The 17,350-nt window shown below is 74.0% G+C and carries 13 protein-coding genes; 2 read left to right on the top strand and 11 right to left on the bottom strand.

Annotation, left to right across the window (positions count from 1 at the left end; all coding sequences use genetic code 11):
• From ABT403_RS30635 to ABT403_RS30650, 4 genes are all read right to left on the bottom strand, one after another.
• Positions 1–1,065 (bottom strand): ATP-binding cassette domain-containing protein (locus ABT403_RS30635; RefSeq protein ID WP_351650303.1); only part of this gene is annotated, 1,065 nt, incomplete at its 3' end.
• 158 nt (positions 1,066–1,223) lie between these two features.
• A complete protein-coding gene (locus ABT403_RS30640) occupies positions 1,224–1,970 on the bottom strand; it encodes an NUDIX hydrolase (protein ID WP_344166051.1) in 747 nt (248 codons plus the stop codon).
• A gap of 118 nt (positions 1,971–2,088) precedes the next feature.
• Positions 2,089–4,425: a glycogen debranching N-terminal domain-containing protein gene (locus tag ABT403_RS30645; RefSeq protein ID WP_425580279.1), complete on the bottom strand. Its 2,337-nt coding sequence runs from the start codon at positions 4,423–4,425 to the stop codon at positions 2,089–2,091.
• Positions 4,426–4,637: 212 nt separating this feature from the next.
• A complete protein-coding gene (locus ABT403_RS30650; RefSeq protein ID WP_344166049.1) occupies positions 4,638–5,900 on the bottom strand; it encodes a DUF4192 domain-containing protein in 1,263 nt (420 codons plus the stop codon).
• Between the two features lie 123 nt (positions 5,901–6,023).
• On the opposite strand from ABT403_RS30650, the gene ABT403_RS30655 reads away from it, so the two are divergent.
• Together ABT403_RS30655 and ABT403_RS30660 are read left to right on the top strand one after the other, a co-directional pair.
• On the top strand, positions 6,024–8,183 hold the full coding sequence (locus tag ABT403_RS30655; RefSeq protein WP_344166047.1) for a RecQ family ATP-dependent DNA helicase: 2,160 nt from the start codon (positions 6,024–6,026) through the stop codon (positions 8,181–8,183).
• Positions 8,184–8,398: 215 nt separating this feature from the next.
• Entirely contained in the window at positions 8,399–9,025 is a 627-nt protein-coding gene (locus ABT403_RS30660; RefSeq protein ID WP_344166045.1) for a hypothetical protein, read from the top strand.
• A gap of 148 nt (positions 9,026–9,173) precedes the next feature.
• On the opposite strand, the gene ABT403_RS30665 is transcribed toward ABT403_RS30660, so the two are convergent.
• From ABT403_RS30665 to ABT403_RS30695, 7 genes are all read right to left on the bottom strand, one after another.
• Positions 9,174–9,809, bottom strand: a complete 636-nt coding sequence (locus tag ABT403_RS30665; RefSeq protein ID WP_344166043.1) for a hypothetical protein — start codon at positions 9,807–9,809, stop codon at positions 9,174–9,176.
• A gap of 59 nt (positions 9,810–9,868) precedes the next feature.
• On the bottom strand, positions 9,869–10,579 hold the full coding sequence (rnhB, locus tag ABT403_RS30670; RefSeq protein WP_344166041.1) for a ribonuclease HII: 711 nt from the start codon (positions 10,577–10,579) through the stop codon (positions 9,869–9,871).
• Positions 10,580–11,027: 448 nt separating this feature from the next.
• Positions 11,028–11,942: an ADP-ribosylglycohydrolase family protein gene (locus tag ABT403_RS30675; protein WP_344166039.1), complete on the bottom strand. Its 915-nt coding sequence runs from the start codon at positions 11,940–11,942 to the stop codon at positions 11,028–11,030.
• Between the two features lie 11 nt (positions 11,943–11,953).
• Positions 11,954–12,613, bottom strand: a complete 660-nt coding sequence (locus ABT403_RS30680) for a histidine phosphatase family protein (RefSeq protein WP_344166037.1) — start codon at positions 12,611–12,613, stop codon at positions 11,954–11,956.
• Positions 12,614–12,688: 75 nt separating this feature from the next.
• Complete coding sequence (locus ABT403_RS30685; RefSeq protein WP_344166035.1) at positions 12,689–13,294, bottom strand: YdbC family protein; 606 nt, start codon at positions 13,292–13,294, stop codon at positions 12,689–12,691.
• A gap of 33 nt (positions 13,295–13,327) precedes the next feature.
• Positions 13,328–14,158 carry an arylamine N-acetyltransferase family protein gene (locus ABT403_RS30690; RefSeq protein ID WP_344166032.1) on the bottom strand — a complete coding sequence of 277 codons (831 nt, stop codon included), beginning with the start codon at positions 14,156–14,158 and terminating at the stop codon, positions 13,328–13,330.
• Positions 14,159–14,337: 179 nt separating this feature from the next.
• Positions 14,338–17,220, bottom strand: coding sequence for a vitamin B12-dependent ribonucleotide reductase (locus tag ABT403_RS30695; RefSeq protein WP_344166030.1), 2,883 nt, complete (start codon positions 17,218–17,220; stop codon positions 14,338–14,340).
• Between the last annotated feature and the right edge of the window lie 130 nt (positions 17,221–17,350).

Genomic DNA, 17,350 nt, shown 5'->3' on the forward strand with positions numbered 1-17,350 from the left:
CCCGGCCCCGGGACCCGGCTCGGCGCGGAACCCGTGGCCGGGGGCGGGCCGCTGGTCCGGGCGGGCGTCGGGGGCGGCGGGGGCGGCGGCGCCCGCCGCCGCCCGGAGGGGGGCTCCGGCCTCGACCCGCGCCTCCGCCTTGACCGTCCCGCCGGCCCCGGTGCGGGCCTGCGGGACGGGTGTGACGGGGGCTCCGGCGTCGCCCGTCTCGTCGGCGAGCTGGTGGACCAGGACGCCGTTGCGGAACGCCGCCTCGCCGATCTCGGCGCAGTTGCTGCCGTACACGGAGAGGCGGCTGCCGCTCTCCTCGACGATCTCCACGGCGCGGTGCGCCGCCCGGGCCTCGCGGCCCAGCACGTCGGCCAGCCGGGCGGCGTGCGGGGTGCGCACGGCGACCCTCGGGCGCAGCCGGGTGCGGGCGAAGTCCGCGGCCTCCTGGTCGGCGACGAGGCGGCCCGAGGCGATGGAGACGACGCGGTCCGCGCTGCGGGCGGCCTCCTTCGCGTCGGCCGTGGTGAACAGGACGGCTCCGCCGAGGGAGGCGTGGCCGCGCAGCAGCGCGTGCAGCCAGGCGCGTTCCCGCGGCTGGAGGCCGGCGGCCGGTTCGTCGAGGAGCAGGGTGCAGGGGTCGGCGAGCAGGGCGGCGGCCAGCGCGACGCGACGGTCCATTCCGGCCGAGAGTGAGCCGAGGCGCTGATCGCGCAGGCCCGCGATGCCGACGACCTCCATCATGGTGTCCGCCCGGGAGGCGGGGACGCCCGCGGCCGCGCACAGCATGCGCAGCTGGCCCCGGACGGTCCTCGACGGATGTCCGGGGACGTCGCCGAGCAGCACGCCGACCTCACGGCCGGGATGCGGGATGCGGTGCAGCGGGCGTCCGCGGAAGTAGGTGATGCCGCGGCCCGGTTCGAGTTCGAGCATGAGCCGCAGGGCGGTGGTCTTGCCCGAACCCGGCTCTCCGAGCAGGGCGGTCACGCACCCCGGGCGGGCCTCGAAGGTGAGGTCGTCCACGAGGGGCGGCAGATCTCGACGGGGTGTGCTGGTGAGTCCGATGGCCTGGAGCATCGCTTCTCTCGCAGGGTGTGAGACCGCTCTGCGGCAGGGTGAGTACCGCATGCAAGATAACGCGATATGTCCGATTTTCTATGCAACCGGTCCGGGCTGTGTCCGCCCATGCCGCCGTCCGGGGCCGCCGGAGCCCGGCGCCCGTCGCCGGCGGGAGGTCAGACCTCCGGCCGCAGCATCGGCGGGTTGAGCAGGGTCGCCCCGCCGGCCCGGAACAGCTGTGCGGGCCGGCCGCCCTGACGGGTCGTCGTCCCCCCGGCGGGCACCAGGAACCCCGGGGTTCCGGTGACCTTGCGGTGGAAGTTGCGCGGGTCGAGCGCCACGCCCCACACGGCCTCGTACACCCGGCGCAGCTCGCCGACGGTGAACTCGGGCGGGCAGAAGGCGGTGGCCAGCGAGGAGTACTCGATCTTCGAGCGGGCCCGCTCCACGCCGTCGGCAAGGATCCGCGCGTGGTCGAAGGCGAGGCCGGCGCCGGGCTGGTCGGGGCCTTCCAGGAGTTCGTCGACGGGAGCCCAGCGGGCGCTGTTCGCGTCCCCGCCCGCGCGGGGTGCGGGGAGGTCGGGGGCGAGCACCAGGTGGGCCACGCTGACCACGCGCATCCGGGGGTCGCGCTGCGGGTCCCCGTAGGTGGCGAGCTGTTCGAGGTGCGCCCCGTTGTCCACTCCGGGAGCGGCCGGGTCGTGCGCGCACAGCCCGGTCTCCTCGGCGAGTTCCCTCGCCGCGGCGCCGGCGAGGTCCTCGTCCCCGCGGACGAAGCCGCCGGGCAGCGCCCAGCGCCCCTGGAACGGCTGCTCTCCCCGTCGCACGACCAGCGCGCAGAGCGCGTGGCGGCGCACGGTGAGCACGACCAGGTCGACGGTGACGGCGAAGGGCGGGAAGGCCGACGGGTCGTAGGGCGACATGCCGCGATCATAGTCGTCTGCCTGACGATAAACAGCGGTTTCGTGATCCCGAGGACGGTGATCTGGAACCCAGTCCGCACCCCGGCGATCAGGCGGGCCCACCCGCCCGGCGCGCTGCTCACCCTCCCAGTTGGAGCCCATCGGCGGCCTCCTCCACCATGCCGACGCCGAGACGGCTGATCCGGACGGTGAACGGCTCCCCGGCCACCCGCAGCCCCGCCAGGCGCAGGGCGCCGAGGGGGGCGCCCGCCCGGGGGGTCACCGCGACCGTCGACGCCGGGGCGTCGGGACGGATGCCCGCGAGGGCGGTCAGGGCGTGGATCCCCGCGGCGGCGGCCACCGCGGCCGGCCGGCAGGCCGCCGGGTGCGGGAGCGGGGCGCTGCCGGCGGTGCGCTGCTCGGCGGCGTACATCTCCGGCAGCCGGTAGCCGAAGACCTGCGCCGCGTCCAGCAGGCCCCGCAGCAGGCCCGCGGCCTCCTTGTCGTGGCCGGCCTGGGCCAGTCCGGCCACGGCGACGGCGCTCTCGTGGGCCCGGACGGCGCCCGAGCGGTGGCCGAAGGGGTTGTGTCCCGGTTCCCGGGTCGCCATGCTCCTCAGCCCCCAGCCGGAATCCATCGCCGGGGCGCCGAGCAGCCGGGCGAGCTGTTCGGTGCGGATCCGGTCGAGCAGGCCGGGTGCGAGCCGCCCGCCGCCCAGCAGACCGGTGTCGAGGAGGTGCGCGGCCGCTCCCGTCAGCCGGGCCAGCGGCCGGCCGTCGGGGTGCAGGGCGGCGGCGGGGCGGCCCCCGTCCGGGCCGTCGATCCAGAAGCGGTCCAGGAACCTCTCCCGCAGGGCCGCCGCCCACTCCCGCCATTCGGCGGCTCCGGCCCGGCCGCACCCGTCGAGCAGATCGGCGCCGAGCAGTGCGGCCCGGTGGGCGTGTGCCTGGGTCTCGCACCGCCGGGGCCCCGGGTCGGGGTCGGCCAGCAGGCCGTCCTTGCCCAGCGCCGAGCGGAGCCAGTGCAGGCACCGCTCGGCGGCGGGCAGGAGCCGGGCCACGTCGTCCTCGGGGAGCCCCCACCGGCGGGCCTCGGCGAGCACCGCCGGGAAGCCGAGGGTGGCTTCGGTGCCGGTGCAGCCCGGAGGCAGCTGCGGTCCGGCGGCGCGCAGTGGTCCGGGGATCATGCCCGCCCCGGGGCCCCGGCCGGAGATCTGGCCGCGGGCCAGGGTCCGCAGGGTGGCGGCGGCGAGCCCGGTGCCCAGGGGCAGCGCCATCCGGGCGGCCCACAGTGACTCCGCGGGGGCCAGCCCGAGCCGCCAGGGCACGCCCGCCGCCGCGAAGGCGTCACCCGGCTCCGCGGGGTCCCGCAGGAGCAGTGCGCGCAGGTCCTCGACGCTGGTCCGCAGCCATGCCTCGGCCCTCGGGTCGTCCCCCTCGGCCCGGACCTCCGCCAGCGGGTTGGCGACCTGTCCGGCGGGGGCCCGTGCGGTGCGGTCCCGGGTGGTCCGCAGTTCGATGCTGCGGGACTCCCCCGGCCCCAGTTCGAGCTGCCAGCGCAGGAGTCCGGCGGTGGCGAGGGCGTCGTCGGGGGCCGGTTCGGCGGTGGTGACGGCGAGGGCCTCCTCCGTGCTCCAGCGCAGTCCGGCCGCGTGCACCCCGGCGGCGAGCTCCGGCCCGGCGCGGCCGGCCGCCACCGCGGCGAGTTCGGCCAGGTCCGTGCCGAGCGAGACCTCCACGGGCAGGCGCAGGGGCCGGGCCGCGAAGCTGCGTACGGTGATGCGCTCGGTGCCGTCCGCGTGCCGTACCCGTTCGACGCCGATGTCGGGGTCGGGGCCGGGCTCGACCCCGGTGCGGACCGTGGCGGTGAAGGAGGCCCGGTCGGCCCCGAGGCTGCGCCCCTGAACGGGGACCGGATCCCGTCCGGCGACGCGCAGCACGCAGCGGGACAGCAGCCGGCGGCCGGACCGGTAGATCCCCTCGATGCCCCTTCCGGTCAGCTGGCCGTGCTCGGGCGAGATGGCCAGGCAGGGTGCGGCGACGCAGATGACGGCCTCGTGCACCGGCGGCAGTTCGACCCGCCGCCCCCCACCCGCCCCGGGCGGCGCGCCCCCGGGGCCACCGGGCGCCTGCGGCGGTCTCCCCGCCGGCCCGTCGCCGGCCCTCCCTGACGGCGTCCCGGCGCTCCCGGGCCCGGAAGCGACCGTCCCCGGAGCACCCTCGGGGCCGTACCGCTCCCCCGCCGGGCGCTCGGAGGAACGGCCGGCCGGATACCCGGGCGGGGCCCCCGGCGATCGCGCGCCGGGGACGTCCCGGGCCCCGGACGGCGGCCCGTCGTGCCGGGCGCCGGGGGTGGACTCCGCGCCGGGCGGCCGCGCGCCCGGTGCGGGGGCGGTGCCGGGCGGGGGCTGCGGCGGGCGGGAGGTCGGGGCGGTCGCGGTTGCGGGCGGGCCGGCTTCCGGTGCGGGGGGAGTCATCTGTCGCCTTGTCTGCGCTCCGGCCGGTTCCGCTGGGCGGCGGCGCGGCCGGACCCCCACCGCCCACCGGCTGAACGCCCCCACCCCCGCCCGGGTCACGGGCCCCGGTGGTGGCGGCCCGCACCGGGTGGCGCGTGGGCGGCGCGCGGCCGCGCCCGCCACGCCCCACAGTCGCCGCGAGGGACGGCTCGGTACGGGGGCCTGGCGGGCGCTCACCGCCCGCTCCCCTCGGTGCGGCGCGAGGTGCGACGGCGCTGCCCGCTCCGGCGGCCGGGCGGCCTGGTGGGCGCAGCGGTCCGCTTGCGGCGGGGTTCGCGGCGCCTGCGCTCCTCGCGCAGGCACTGGCGCAGCCCCTCGGGGTCGATGCCCTCGTTGCAGGCGTGGTGGAGCAGCTGGGCGAAGCGGTACTCGGAGTCCGCCTGGAGGGCCAGTCCGAGGGCGATGCGGGCGGTCGGCTCGTCCCCGCTGGACCACGAGACCCAGCCGGCCAGGGTGAGCGGGGCCGCCGCGTGCTCCCCGTAGGCGCCGACACAGCGCCGGGCCAGGGCGCGCCAGAGCCGCAGCGCCGGTGCCGCCTCGTCGCCCTCCATCCACTCGGCGGCGATGTCGCGGATCTCGCGGTCCTGGAGGCCGAGGATCACGGCGGCGGCCTCGTCGTGGCCGAGCAGCGCGTCGTCCCAGTCGTCCGCGCGGGGACCGCCCTCGGCGGGCGGGGCGAGGGTCAGGCGCCGCATGAGGGTGCGGGCCAGCGCGAGGGTCTGCGCGCCGACCTCCTCGCGGGTCTCCCCGTCGAGGATCCTCGGTACGAGGGACACGGCTGCCCGCTCCAGGGCCTGCTCCTGCTCCGTGGCCCAGGCTCCACCGAGCGGCGACATCCGCTTCTCGATGTCCTTGAGGGAACCGCGGACCCGGAGCCCGGCGAAGGTGGCCGCCGCGGCCATCACCGAGGTGCCGGGAACCGCCAGCGGCGTCCCCTCGGCCGGACAGCAGTCGGCCTCGGGGCACACGTACGACCAGTAGCGGCCGCCGGAGAGGCACAGGGCCTCCAGGACCGGGACGTCCAGGGCGCCGCAGGCGGTCCGCACGCGCTGGGCGAGCGGCCGCAGGCGGGTCATGACCCGCTGCGCGCTCTCCCCGCCGGCCGGGTCCTGGCAGACGAAGAGCACGATGCCGTCGGGCTTGTCCCCGCGCCGTTCACTGCCCTTGATCAGGCATTCGGCGACCTGGCGGGCGGTGTCCTCCCATTCGGCGGGCGCGGTGGGGATCCCGACGCGGAGCCGGCCGCCGAAGCGGCCGCGCTCGCCGTGGACGGCGACCATGACGAGGGAGTCGGTGGGGTGGAAGCCGAGCATGTAGGGCAGCGCGTCGGCCAGTTCGGCCGGGCTGCGCAGGGTGATCTGAGGGGCGGTGGGGGCTCCGGCGGGGCTGATGGACGGCCGGCCGGACGAGCTGCGTGATTCGTGGTTCGTCGTCATGACTCGAAGGTCCCGTGCGCGATCCGATCCGGAAACCCCTGTGGATAACTCGTCCATCTTTCAACATCCACAGGCCGGGGCACGCATTGGCGCGATGTCAGAGGGATCGGGTTGCATGGGGGCATGAACGCAGACCTGAGGTCCTCCGCCGATTCCGTACTCGCCCGCCTCGTGGGCGACCCCACGGGCACCGCACGGCTGCGCGAGGACCAGTGGCGGGCGATCGAGGCCCTCGTCGCGCACAAGCGGCGCGCCCTGGTCGTCCAGCGCACGGGCTGGGGCAAGTCCGCGGTCTACTTCGTCGCCACCTCCCTGCTGCGGGCGAGCGGCGCCGGACCCACCGTGATCGTCTCCCCGCTGCTCGCGCTGATGCGCAATCAGGTCGAGGCGGCCGCCCGCGCCGGCATCCGTGCGCGCACCATCAACTCCGCCAACCCCGAGGAGTGGGAGGGCATCCAGGCCGAGGTCGCCGCCGGCGAGGTGGACGTCCTCCTCGTCAGCCCGGAGCGCCTCAACAACCCCGAGTTCCGCGACCAGGTACTGCCCAAGCTGTCGGCCGCCACCGGCCTGCTCGTGGTCGACGAGGCGCACTGCATCTCCGACTGGGGACACGATTTCCGCCCCGACTACCGCCGGCTGCGCACGATGCTGGCCGACCTCCCGCCGGGCGTCCCGGTCCTGGCGACGACGGCCACCGCCAACGCCCGGGTGACGGCCGACGTGGCCGAACAGCTCGGCACCGGAGCGGGCACGGACGCCCTGGTGCTGCGCGGCCCCCTCGACCGCGAGAGCCTGAGCCTGGCCGTACTGACCTTGCCCGACGCGGCGCACCGGCTGGCCTGGCTCGCCGACCACCTCGGCGACCTCCCCGGCTCCGGGATCATCTACACCCTGACGGTGGCCGCCGCCGAGGAGGTCACCGCCTACCTGCGCCATCGCGGGCACACCGTCTCCTCGTACACCGGCAAGACCGAGAACGCCGACCGCGAGCAGGCGGAGAACGACCTCCAGGCGAACCGGGTCAAGGCCCTCGTGGCCACCTCCGCGCTCGGCATGGGCTTCGACAAGCCCGACCTCGGCTTCGTGGTGCACCTCGGCTCCCCCTCCTCCCCCATCGCCTACTACCAGCAGGTCGGCCGCGCCGGCCGTGGCGTCGAGCACGCCGAGGTGCTCTTGCTCCCCGGCCGCGAGGACGAGGCGATCTGGCAGTACTTCGCCTCCGTCGCCTTCCCTCCGGAGGAGCAGGTGCGCCGCACCCTGGACGTCCTGGCGCAGGCCGGCCGCCCGCTGTCGCTGCCCGCCCTGGAGCCCCTGGTCGACCTGCGGCGCACCCGCCTGGAGACGATGCTCAAGGTGCTCGACGTGGACGGCGCGGTCCACCGGGTCAAGGGCGGCTGGACCTCCACCGGCGAGCCCTGGGCGTACGACGCGGAGCGCTACGCGTGGGTCGCCCGGCAGCGGGCCGCCGAGCAGCAGGCGATGCGCGACTACGCGGCGGCGACCGGATGCCGGATGGAGTTCCTGCGCCGTCAGCTCGACGACGAGGAGGCCGCGCCCTGCGGCCGCTGCGACAACTGCGCCGGCGCCCGCTTCACAGCGGCGGTCTCCTCCGCCTCGCTGGACACCGCCCGGGGGGAACTGGGCCGCCCGGGGGTGGAACTGGAGCCGCGCAAGATGTGGCCGACCGGACTGGCGGCGGTGGGCGTCGACCTCAAGGGCCGGATCCCGGCCGGCGAACAGGCCGCGCCCGGACGGGCACTGGGCCGGCTGTCCGACATCGGCTGGGGCAACCGGCTGCGCCCGATGCTCGCCCCCCAGGCACCCGACCAGCCGGTTCCGGACGATGTGGCCCAGGCCGTGGTGGCCGTACTGGCCGACTGGGCCCGGGGACCGGGTGGCTGGGCCTCCGGCGCCCAGGACGCCCCGGCACGGCCCGTGGGCGTGGTCGCGCTGCCCTCGCGCAGCCGCCCGCAGCTGGTCGCCTCACTGGCCGCGCGGATCGCGGAGGTCGGTCGGATTCCGCTGCTCGGAGCGCTGGAGTACACCGAGCTGGCCCCGGAGTTCGGGCTGCCGTCCTCCAACAGCGCCCAGCGGGTCCGGGGGCTCCACCAGGCATTGACCGTGCCGCCAGCTCTCGCGGCGAGCCTGTCCGAGGTCCCTGGTCCGGTGTTCCTCGTCGACGACCGCGCGGAGAGCGGCTGGACCCTCGCAGTGGCCGCCCGGCTGCTGCGGCGAGCGGGGGTGAAGGGAGTGTTTCCGCTGGTGCTCGCGCTTCAGCCGTAGCGGAATGAGTCGTCTCCGGCGTGGCGGGGCAAGGATATGAACGGCATACCGGCGAATTCCGGTCCGCGTCCTCAAATGCTCATTGCCCCACCGTCGCGGGCCACGCGAGAATCGGAGTGCTCCCGCTCGGCTCGTCGGCACTCTCCTGGGCCTCGCTGCGGCGCGCCCACACCTCAGCCGTGCCCGTTCGCGGGCGTGTACCCGAAGGGAGGACCGTGACCTTCGGTTTCGCCCCGCCCGCGACCGCGTCCTTGACAACGGCCACCGGTGGCGCCAGTCGGCACGGCCGACTGCTCGAACCCTCCGAGTGGACCGCGGCGGGGGTTCCCCTGCTGCGCAACCCGCGCGAGGTGGTCAGCGGTCTGCACTCGCGGCACAGCCCGGAGCCGTCGACCGCCGTCATAGCCGTGCTCGGGCCCGAGGAACGGCTCGTCGCCAGCGCCTCGTTCGTGCAGCGCTCGGCCTCGGCGGACGGCTGGGAGTACCGCAACGCCCTGCTGTCCCGGCTGCGCCGGGTCATCCCGCACGACCTGCGGCGGCGCACCCCGGTCCGGACGGCGGTGCTGATGTACTGCCGCGACGGGGACGAGCGGTGGACCGAGGAGGACGGGGCCTGGATGTGGGGGCTGCGGGACGCCTGCACCCTGCACGGGCTGCGCTGCGGCGCGTACATCACCCTGACCCGCGGGGGCTGGCAGGTGCTCGGCGAAGGCCGGGGCGGACGTCACCCCAGCTCGGAGTCACGGCCCGAGCGCCTCGGTTCCATGACCGAGATAGCGCCCCTCCCCCTGAGCACCGCAGGCGGCGCGGTCGAGCCCCTGCGCCGAGCGGCCGCCCGCTAGCCGGGACCGCGTCCGCGCCCTGCCAGGGGGTGCGGTCCAGGCCCCGGCGGCCGTACTCCCGCGGAGGCGGGGTACGGCTGGTCGGGCCTCGGACCTCGGCGGGGCGGGCGTGCAGATCGCCCGGCCCCTCGCCCGCCGGGACGGGGCGTCAGACGCCCGCGCCCAGCACGGAGTTGATCTGCTTCACGTCTCCGCAGACGACGAGCAGCGCACCTGCCCGCGCGAGCGCGACCGGCAGTGCCTCGGCGATCGTCCCGGCCGGTCCGCCGTTGGCCGCGAAGACCACGACGGGACGGCCGGCGGCGCGCTGCACCTGCGCCGCGTCCGCGTAGAAGACGTCGTCCCCGGCGTCGTGCTGGGCCCAGTAGGAGGCCTCGCCGAAGGACAGCTCGTGCGCGGCCCACGGGTGCGGGTCGCCCGTGGTGAGCACCAGGATGTCGCCGGGCGCGCGCCCGGTGTCGAGCAGCAGGTCCACGGCCTCCTCGGCCGCGTCCAGCGCACCCTCGGCGGAAGCCGGGATCAGCTGGACCTGCGGCACCGCGGCCGAGACGGACGGGGCGGCGGGGGCCGCCGCGGGAACGGGTCCGGGGACGGCCTGTGCCGCACGCTGGGCGGGCGGGGCGGGGCGGACGGGACCGGGGCGCCCGGGCCGGGGTACGGCGACGGGACGCGGACCAGGTACGGGGCGGGGGGTCTGCGCGGTGCGGCTCGCGGCCGGCGTGACGCGGGGACCCTGGGCACTCTCGTGAATCTGAGGCTCCTCGATGGCGGGGGTGAGAGGCATGAGTTGATGTCTATCAAACACCGGTACGAAACGTACCGGTGGGTGGCACGTGGGTGCGATCAGAAATCGAAGCCGAGTTGGCCTCCGTTTTCCAGTTCCATCGCTTCCTCGCTGCGGCGCACCTTCTTCAAGTGCCGCCACTGGGGCAGCGCGTCGAGGTACGACCACGAGAGCCGGTGGTACGCGGTGGGCCCGCGCTCCTCCAGTGCGGCGCGGTGCACGGGGGACGGGTAACCGGCGTTGGCGCCGAAGGCGAAGTCCTCGATCCCGTCGCCCGGTTCACCCAGCGCGGCCATCATCCGGTCGCGCTGGACCTTGGCGATCACCGAGGCCGCGGCGACGGCGATGCAGGACTGGTCACCCTTGATCACCGTACGGACCTGCCAGGGCCGGCCGAGGTAGTCGTGCTTGCCGTCGAGGATCACCGCGTCGGGCCGCACCGGAAGGGCGTCCAGGGCACGTACCGCCGCGAGCCGCAGCGCGGCCGTCATCCCCAGCTCGTCGATCTCCTCCGGGGAGGCGTGCCCGAGGGCGTGAGCGGTCACCCAGGCCTGCAGGACGTCGAACAGTTCGTCGCGTCGCCTGGGGGTGAGCAGTTTCGAGTCGGTGAGGCCCTCGGGCGCCCGGCGCAGACCGGTGACGGCCGCACACACGGTGACGGGACCGGCCCAGGCCCCTCGTCCGACCTCGTCGACCCCGGCGATGACCTTGGCGCCGGTGGTTGCACGGAGGGAGCGCTCGACGGTGTGGGTGGGTGCTTCGTACGGCATGGCGCCAGCAAGGGTACGCCGCCCCGGGCCGCCTGCACACCCCGGCCTGCGGCAAGCGCTCGGACGGGGCGTCTCGCGGCCCGGCCGTTCGCTTGCGCATACCTTGGTGCGGTACATCGGCATCGCCGGGTGCGGGGTGGCGGTCAGCGGATTCGCGGCGTCCGGACCAGCCTCCCCCGCTCGGTTCCGCGGATCACCGGCTCCGAATCAGCCGGTGCGCCGACTCGCGCGCCCCTTCCGGATGACCTCACGGAAGAAGCCGCCCCGGGCGGGATCGCATTCGTGAAGCACGCGCGCGGCGCCCGTCCCGGCCGACGCACCGCTGACGTCACACATCCGCACGCGCAGGCCGCGGGCGGGCCGAGGGCGGCCACCCGTATGACAGGACCCGGGCGCGGGGCCTCCCCCGCGCCCGCCTTCCCTGGGTGAAGCCCCCGGCGGGCGCGGTCTAGGCCGGCACCTCCGGCAGCCAGGCCGGGAGGGCCTCCGTGCGGTCCAGCCAGGCCGGCGGAAGGGCGCCGGGCCCGCGCGCGCCCAGGATCCCGCCCACGATCGCGCAGGTGGTGTCCACGTCCCCGCCCACCTGGGCCGTGGTCCAGAAGGCCCGCTCGAAGTCGTCCAGCGCCCGCGCGGCCGACCACAGCGCGAACGGCACCGTGTCGTGGGCGCTCGTACGCCGTCCGCAGCCCAGCACGGCCGCGACGGTGTTCGCGTCGCCGTAGTCCAGCATGTCCCGCGCCCGGCGCACGCCCGCGCCCACGGCGCTGCGCGGCACCAGCGCGATCACCCCGTCCAGCAGCTCCTCGGCGGCCGGCGGCCCGGCCGGGGCCGCCGCCAGCGCGGCCGCGGCGGCGACGGCCATCGCCCCGCACACCGCCTCGCGGTGCTGGTGAGTGGTGTAGGCGGAGATCTCCGCCTGGTGGGTGGCCTGCTCGGGGTCCTCCGCGTACCAGGCGCCCAGCGGAGCGATCCGCATGGCGGCGCCGTTGCCCCAGGAACCCTGCCCGTTGAAGAGCTCGGCGGCCAGGGTGCGCCAGTCCTCGCCCTCGCGGACCAGGCGCAGCATCCGGTTCACGGCGGGACCGTAGCCCCGGTCGAAGTCGTGGTGCTCGGCGAACGAGGCGGCCAGCGCGTCCTGGTCGATGCGTCCGTGCGCGGCGAGCACGGCCACCACCGAGCAGGCCATCTCGGTGTCGTCGGTCCACTGCCACGGCTCGCTGCCGGCCGGCAGCTCGCGCCGCTTGAGCAGCGGGTAGTTCACGGGAACGAAGTACTGGGAGCCCAGGGCGTCCCCCAGAGCCAGCCCACGAAGGCTGGACAGGGCGCGTGCGTAGCGCCGTTCGGAAGCGGAATCAGCGGTCATCGCGCGCCACTTTAGCCGTCCAGGTCATAAGGCTCGGGTGTGGTCCACCGCTCAAACGGGCGGTCCATCCGGTAGCGGCCGTCGGAACCCAGCATCAGGATCCGGAATTCGCCGTTCCCGGGGTTGGAGAGGGCCTCGAACTCGGCGACCGACCAGTGGAACCAGCGCATGCAGAACAGCCGCATCGTCAGCCCGTGCGTCACCAGCAGGACGTTCTCGGGGTGGTCGGGTGCCTCGAAGCTGCGGTAGAGGCTCTCCAGGAAGGAGCCGACGCGGTCGTAGACGTCGGCGCCCGACTCGCCCTGCGCGAAGCGGTAGAAGAAGTGCCCGTAGGCGTCGCGGTAGGCCTTCTGGAGCTTGACGTCGTCACGGTCCTGCCAGTTGCCCCAGTCCTGCTCGCGCAGCCGGGGCTCCTCGCGCATCCGCACCCGCGTGGGGTCCAGGCGCAGCTCACGGAAGGTCTGGAGGGTGCGCCGGTACGGGGAGACGTACGCGCTGATGTGCTCGTCGCCGAAGAGCTCGCGCAGCCGGACCCCGGCCTCGGCGGCCTGTTCGCGGCCGGCCCGGGTCAGCCGCAGGGCGTGGTCGGGCTCGCGCTCGTACACCGTGTCATCGATGTTTCCCTCCGATTCCCCGTGCCGGACGAGGACGATGCGCCGTGGTCGGACCATGCCCCGACCCTATGCGGCCCCCCGGGGCGCGGACGCCCCGGGCACGCCGGTCACGGACGGGGATTCCTCGTACGGTCATACCGTCCAGCCGGGTTCGAGATCCACGACGTCCCCGGTGAGCGCCTCGACGTCGGCCTCGGTCTGGGCACGCAGCGAGAGCCGCTCCACGCGCTCCTGCCGGTACTTGCCGTGTTCGGCAGCCGCGCGCCACATGGACAGCACGAGGAACTCCCGGCCCGGCGCCTCCCCGAAGAGGCCCCGGATCATGCCGGGCGAACCCGCCATGGCGGGGTTCCAGACCTTCTCCTGCATCAGCGCGAAGTGCTCCACCCGGCCTTCACGGACGCGGGTGTGCGCGACCCGGACCACGTCGGCGTCGCTGAAGCGCGGCTCGAAGCCGGTCTTCACGTCGAAGCGGTAGTCGAAGAGCGTGACCCGGGCGTCGGTGTAGGTGCCGCTCTGCGCGGCCGCCAGTCTGTCGTGCGAGCGGGCCATGAAGGAGTCGTAGAAGGAGCGGCTCTCCCAGAACGCGAAGACATGCGCGACCCCCTGCCGGCCTCTGCTCCAGCCGCCGCCCTGCCCCCGGAATCCGGGTTCGCCGGGCAGCCCCGCCCACTTGCGCTGCCCGCGCTCGAACCCGCGTCGGTCCGTCACCGTGCAGCGAATCCACTTGACCAGCACCGCGCCATCGTACGGGCCCGGGCGCGGCGCCGGTCAGTACTCGGAGCGGTGGATCCGTACCAGTTCGGCCGCATCCCGCGCGGGCAGGCGAAGGCCGAACTCCCGGTCGAGCAGCGCGAGCAGCCCGTCCGGTCCGACGGTCTCCCGCTCGGTCCGCCCGTCCGGGTACAGGCGCGTCAGCTCCCGTCCCACGAGCGTCGTGCGCACCTCCTGCCCCGGGAGCTGCACGAGGGTGCGTCCGATGAAGGAGGAGCGGGGGTGGGTGGAGCTGTAATGGTTCAGCACGACGTAGTCGACGGGGTGGTAGCGCTGCGGGGAGAAGGCGTACAGGTCGCGCCAGGCATCACCACGGCGGAAGCGAAGGACCAGGACACCGTCCTCCTCCTCATGGACGGCGAAGGTCCACGGGCCCTGGCGCACCTCGGCCCCGGGCCGCCCGAGCGGAACGGGCTCGCGCGGGCCCTGGTAGCCGAACCCCGCGTCGCAGAGCCACGGTTCGCCTCCGACGGTGACGACGAGGACCGCGTGCGTTACAGCGAGGAGGGTGTCGCCCCGGGTGCGGTTGCGGGCGCCGCGCCCGGAGACCTCGAAGCCGATCCGCTCCAGGGCGGCGGCCAGCAGCGAGTTCTGCTCGTAGCAGTAGCCGCCGCGACGGCCGTGCACGAGCTTGTCCTCCAGGGCCTTGACCTCCAGCGCGACGGGGCGGCCGAGCAGGACGTCCAGGCTTTCGAAGGGGATGGCGGCGGTGTGGGCCCGGTGCACCGCGTACAACGTCTCGAGGTCCGGCCGCAGTTCCCGGCCGTCACCCCCGAGCCCGATCCGCGCCAGATAGGCGCCCAGATCCAGCTCGTCACCGTTCCACATACCGATCCGCTCCCCCGCCGCGCCGTTCCCCGGCCCGCGCGTACCCGCGGGCCCCGCTCAATGATCGCCACGCCCGCGCCGCGCACCAACCCGTATTCACCCGCTCCCGCTCCACGAACGCCGAGGAGGGTGCCGACCCGTGGGTCGGCACCCTCTCACGCGGTGCTAGGCGTCAGCCGTCAGCTGCAGCCGCTGGTGGAGCCGCAGCCCTCGCAGATGTAGCAGGAGCCGGCGCGCTGCATCTTCGTGCCGCAGGAGAAGCACAGCGGGGCGTCGGCGGAGACGCCCATCTGCATCTCGACCAGCTCGGCGTTGCTGTGCGCCGTCTTCGGGGCCGGGACCGGGGCGATCGTCACCGGCTTGGCGGCCACGGGGGCGACGGGCGCCGACTGGGCCAGGGACTCGGTGTCGAGCTCCTCCTCGAGCGGCTCGTAGGAGCCGGTGTCGAGGTGGCGCTGGCGCTCCTCGGCGGAGTGGATGCCGAGGGCCGAGCGGGTCTCGAAGGGCAGGAAGTCCAGCGCCACGCGACGGAAGATGTAGTCGACGATCGACTGCGCCATCCGCACGTCCGGGTCGTCCGTCATACCGGCCGGCTCGAAGCGCATGTTGGTGAACTTCGCGACGTACGTCTCCAGCGGGACGCCGTACTGCAGGCCGACGGAGACGGCGATGGAGAAGGCGTCCATCATGCCCGCGAGGGTCGAACCCTGCTTGGACATCTTCAGGAAGACCTCGCCCAGGCCGTCGTCCGGGTAGGAGTTGGCCGTCATGTAGCCCTCGGCGCCACCGACCGTGAAGGAGGTGGTGATCCCCGGGCGGCCCTTGGGGAGGCGCTTGCGGACCGGGCGGTACTCGATGACCTTCTCGACCGCCGTGCGGATGGTCTCCTCGGCCTTCTCGGTGATCTCGGCCTTCTCCTCCTCCTTCTTCTTGGCGGAAAGGGGCTGGCCGACCTTGCAGTTGTCGCGGTAGATCGCGAGCGCCTTGACGCCCAGCTTCCACGCCTCGAAGTAGATCTCCTCGATCTCCTCGACGGTCGCCGTCTCCGGCATGTTGACCGTCTTCGAGATCGCGCCGGAGATCCAGGGCTGGATCGCGGCCATCATGCGGACGTGGCCCATCGGGGAGATGGAGCGCTCGCCCATCGCGCAGTCGAAGACCTCGTAGTGCTCGGTCTTCAGGCCGGGGGCGTCGACGACGTTGCCGTGCTCGGCGATGTGGGTGACGATCGCCTCGATCTGCTCCTCCTGGTAACCCAGGCGGCGCAGGGCCTGCGGGACGGTGCCGTTGACGATCTGCATCGAGCCGCCGCCGACGAGCTTCTTGAACTTGACCAGGGCCAGGTCCGGCTCGACACCGGTGGTGTCGCAGGACATCGCGAGACCGATGGTGCCGGTCGGCGCGAGGACGGAGGCCTGGGCGTTGCGGAAGCCGTTCTTCTCGCCGAGGCGCAGGACGTCCTGCCAGGCCTCGGTGGCGGCGGCCCAGATCGCGTTGTCCAGGTCGTCGGTGCGCGGCGCGACGGCGTTGGCGTCGGCGTGCTGCTTCATGACGCGCTTGTGCGAGTCGGCGTTGCGGGCGTAGCCGTCGTACGGGCCGACGATGGCGGCCAGCTCGGCGGAGCGCTTGTACGCGGTGCCGGTCATCAGCGAGGTGATCGAGGCGGCGAGGGTGCGGCCGCCGTCCGAGTCGTAGGCGTGGCCGGTGGCCATCAGCAGGGCCCCGAGGTTGGCGTAGCCGATGCCCAGCTGGCGGAAGGCGCGGGTGTTCTCGCCGATCTTCTGCGTCGGGAAGTCCGCGAAGCAGATGGAGATGTCCATCGCGGTGATGACGAGCTCGACGACCTTGGCGAAGCGCTCGGCGTCGAAGGACTGGTCGCCCTTGCCGTCGTCGTTCAGGAACTTCATCAGGTTCAGCGAGGCGAGGTTGCAGGACGTGTTGTCCAGGTGCATGTACTCGCTGCAGGGGTTGGACGCGGTGATGCGGCCGGACTCGGGGCAGGTGTGCCAGTTGTTGATCACACCGTCGTACTGGATGCCCGGGTCGGCACAGGCCCACGCGGCCTCGGCGAGCTTGCGGAACAGCGCCTTGGCGTCGACCTTCTCGATGACCTCACCGGTCATGCGGGCACGCAGGCCGAACTCGGTGCCGTTCTCGACGGCCGTCATGAACTCGTCGTTCACACGGACGGAGTTGTTGGCGTTCTGGTACTGGACGGACGTGATGTCGTCGCCGCCCAGGTCCATGTCGAAGCCCGCGTCGCGCAGGGCGCGGATCTTCTCCTCCTCCTTCACCTTGGTGGCGATGAAGTCCTCGACGTCCGGGTGGTCCACGTCCAGGACGACCATCTTGGCCGCGCGGCGGGTGGCGCCGCCCGACTTGATCGTTCCGGCGGACGCGTCGGCGCCGCGCATGAAGGAGACCGGGCCGGAGGCGTTGCCGCCGGAGGAGAGAAGCTCCTTGGAGGAGCGGATGCGGGAGAGGTTCAGGCCGGCGCCGGAGCCGCCCTTGAAGATCATGCCCTCTTCCTTGTACCAGTCGAGGATGGACTCCATGGAGTCGTCGACGGACAGGATGAAGCAGGCGGAAACCTGCTGCGGCTGGGGCGTGCCGACGTTGAACCACACCGGGGAGTTGAAGCTGAAGATCTGGTGCAGGAGGGCGTAGGTCAGCTCGTGCTCGAAGATCTCCGCGTCGGCGGGGGACGCGAAGTAGTCGTAGTCCTCGCCCGCCTTCGTGTACGTCTTCACGATGCGGTCGATGAGCTGCTTCAGGCCGGTCTCGCGCTGCGGCGTGCCGACGGCGCCGCGGAAGTACTTGCTGGTGACGATGTTGACCGCGTTCACCGACCAGAAGTCGGGGAACTCGACGCCGCGCTGCTCGAAGTTGACCGAGCCGTCGCGCCAGTTGGTCATGACGACGTCACGGAGCTCCCAGTTCACCTCGTCGTACGGGTGCACGCCGGGGGTGGTGTGGATGCGCTCGATCCGCAGGCCGCCCTTGGCGGCCTTGGTCCCCTTGGCGCGGGAACCACGTGCCGAGCTGCTCGCCGTCTCTGTCATGCCGCCTGCCTCCCATATGCGGGCAAAAACGCCCTAAAGTGCCAGCGATATTCCGCGGCACAATGCTGTGTCTTGTATCTACGAATCTCGCCCTGCCGACCGGCCGGGCCGCACTGCGCTGCGGCCCCGT

Origin of the sequence: Streptomyces sp. NPDC000075 (assembly GCF_040301925.1) — a bacterium.
Classification (GTDB): domain Bacteria; phylum Actinomycetota; class Actinomycetes; order Streptomycetales; family Streptomycetaceae; genus Streptomyces; species Streptomyces polychromogenes.

Excerpts from the sequence above, each read along its gene's own strand:
- ABT403_RS30655 (WP_344166047.1), top strand. The coding sequence starts at position 6,024 with ATGAACGCAGACCTGAGGTCCTCCGCCGATTCCGTACTCGCCCGCCTC.
- ABT403_RS30690 (WP_344166032.1), bottom strand. The coding sequence starts at position 14,158 with ATGTGGAACGGTGACGAGCTGGATCTGGGCGCCTATCTGGCGCGGATC.
- ABT403_RS30650 (WP_344166049.1), bottom strand. The coding sequence starts at position 5,900 with ATGACGACGAACCACGAATCACGCAGCTCGTCCGGCCGGCCGTCCATC.
- ABT403_RS30695 (WP_344166030.1), bottom strand. The coding sequence starts at position 17,220 with ATGACAGAGACGGCGAGCAGCTCGGCACGTGGTTCCCGCGCCAAGGGG.
- ABT403_RS30680 (WP_344166037.1), bottom strand. The coding sequence starts at position 12,613 with ATGGTCCGACCACGGCGCATCGTCCTCGTCCGGCACGGGGAATCGGAG.
- ABT403_RS30640 (WP_344166051.1), bottom strand. The coding sequence starts at position 1,970 with ATGTCGCCCTACGACCCGTCGGCCTTCCCGCCCTTCGCCGTCACCGTC.
- ABT403_RS30665 (WP_344166043.1), bottom strand. The coding sequence starts at position 9,809 with ATGCCTCTCACCCCCGCCATCGAGGAGCCTCAGATTCACGAGAGTGCC.
- rnhB (WP_344166041.1), bottom strand. The coding sequence starts at position 10,579 with ATGCCGTACGAAGCACCCACCCACACCGTCGAGCGCTCCCTCCGTGCA.
- ABT403_RS30645 (WP_425580279.1), bottom strand. The coding sequence starts at position 4,425 with ATGACTCCCCCCGCACCGGAAGCCGGCCCGCCCGCAACCGCGACCGCC.
- ABT403_RS30675 (WP_344166039.1), bottom strand. The coding sequence starts at position 11,942 with ATGACCGCTGATTCCGCTTCCGAACGGCGCTACGCACGCGCCCTGTCC.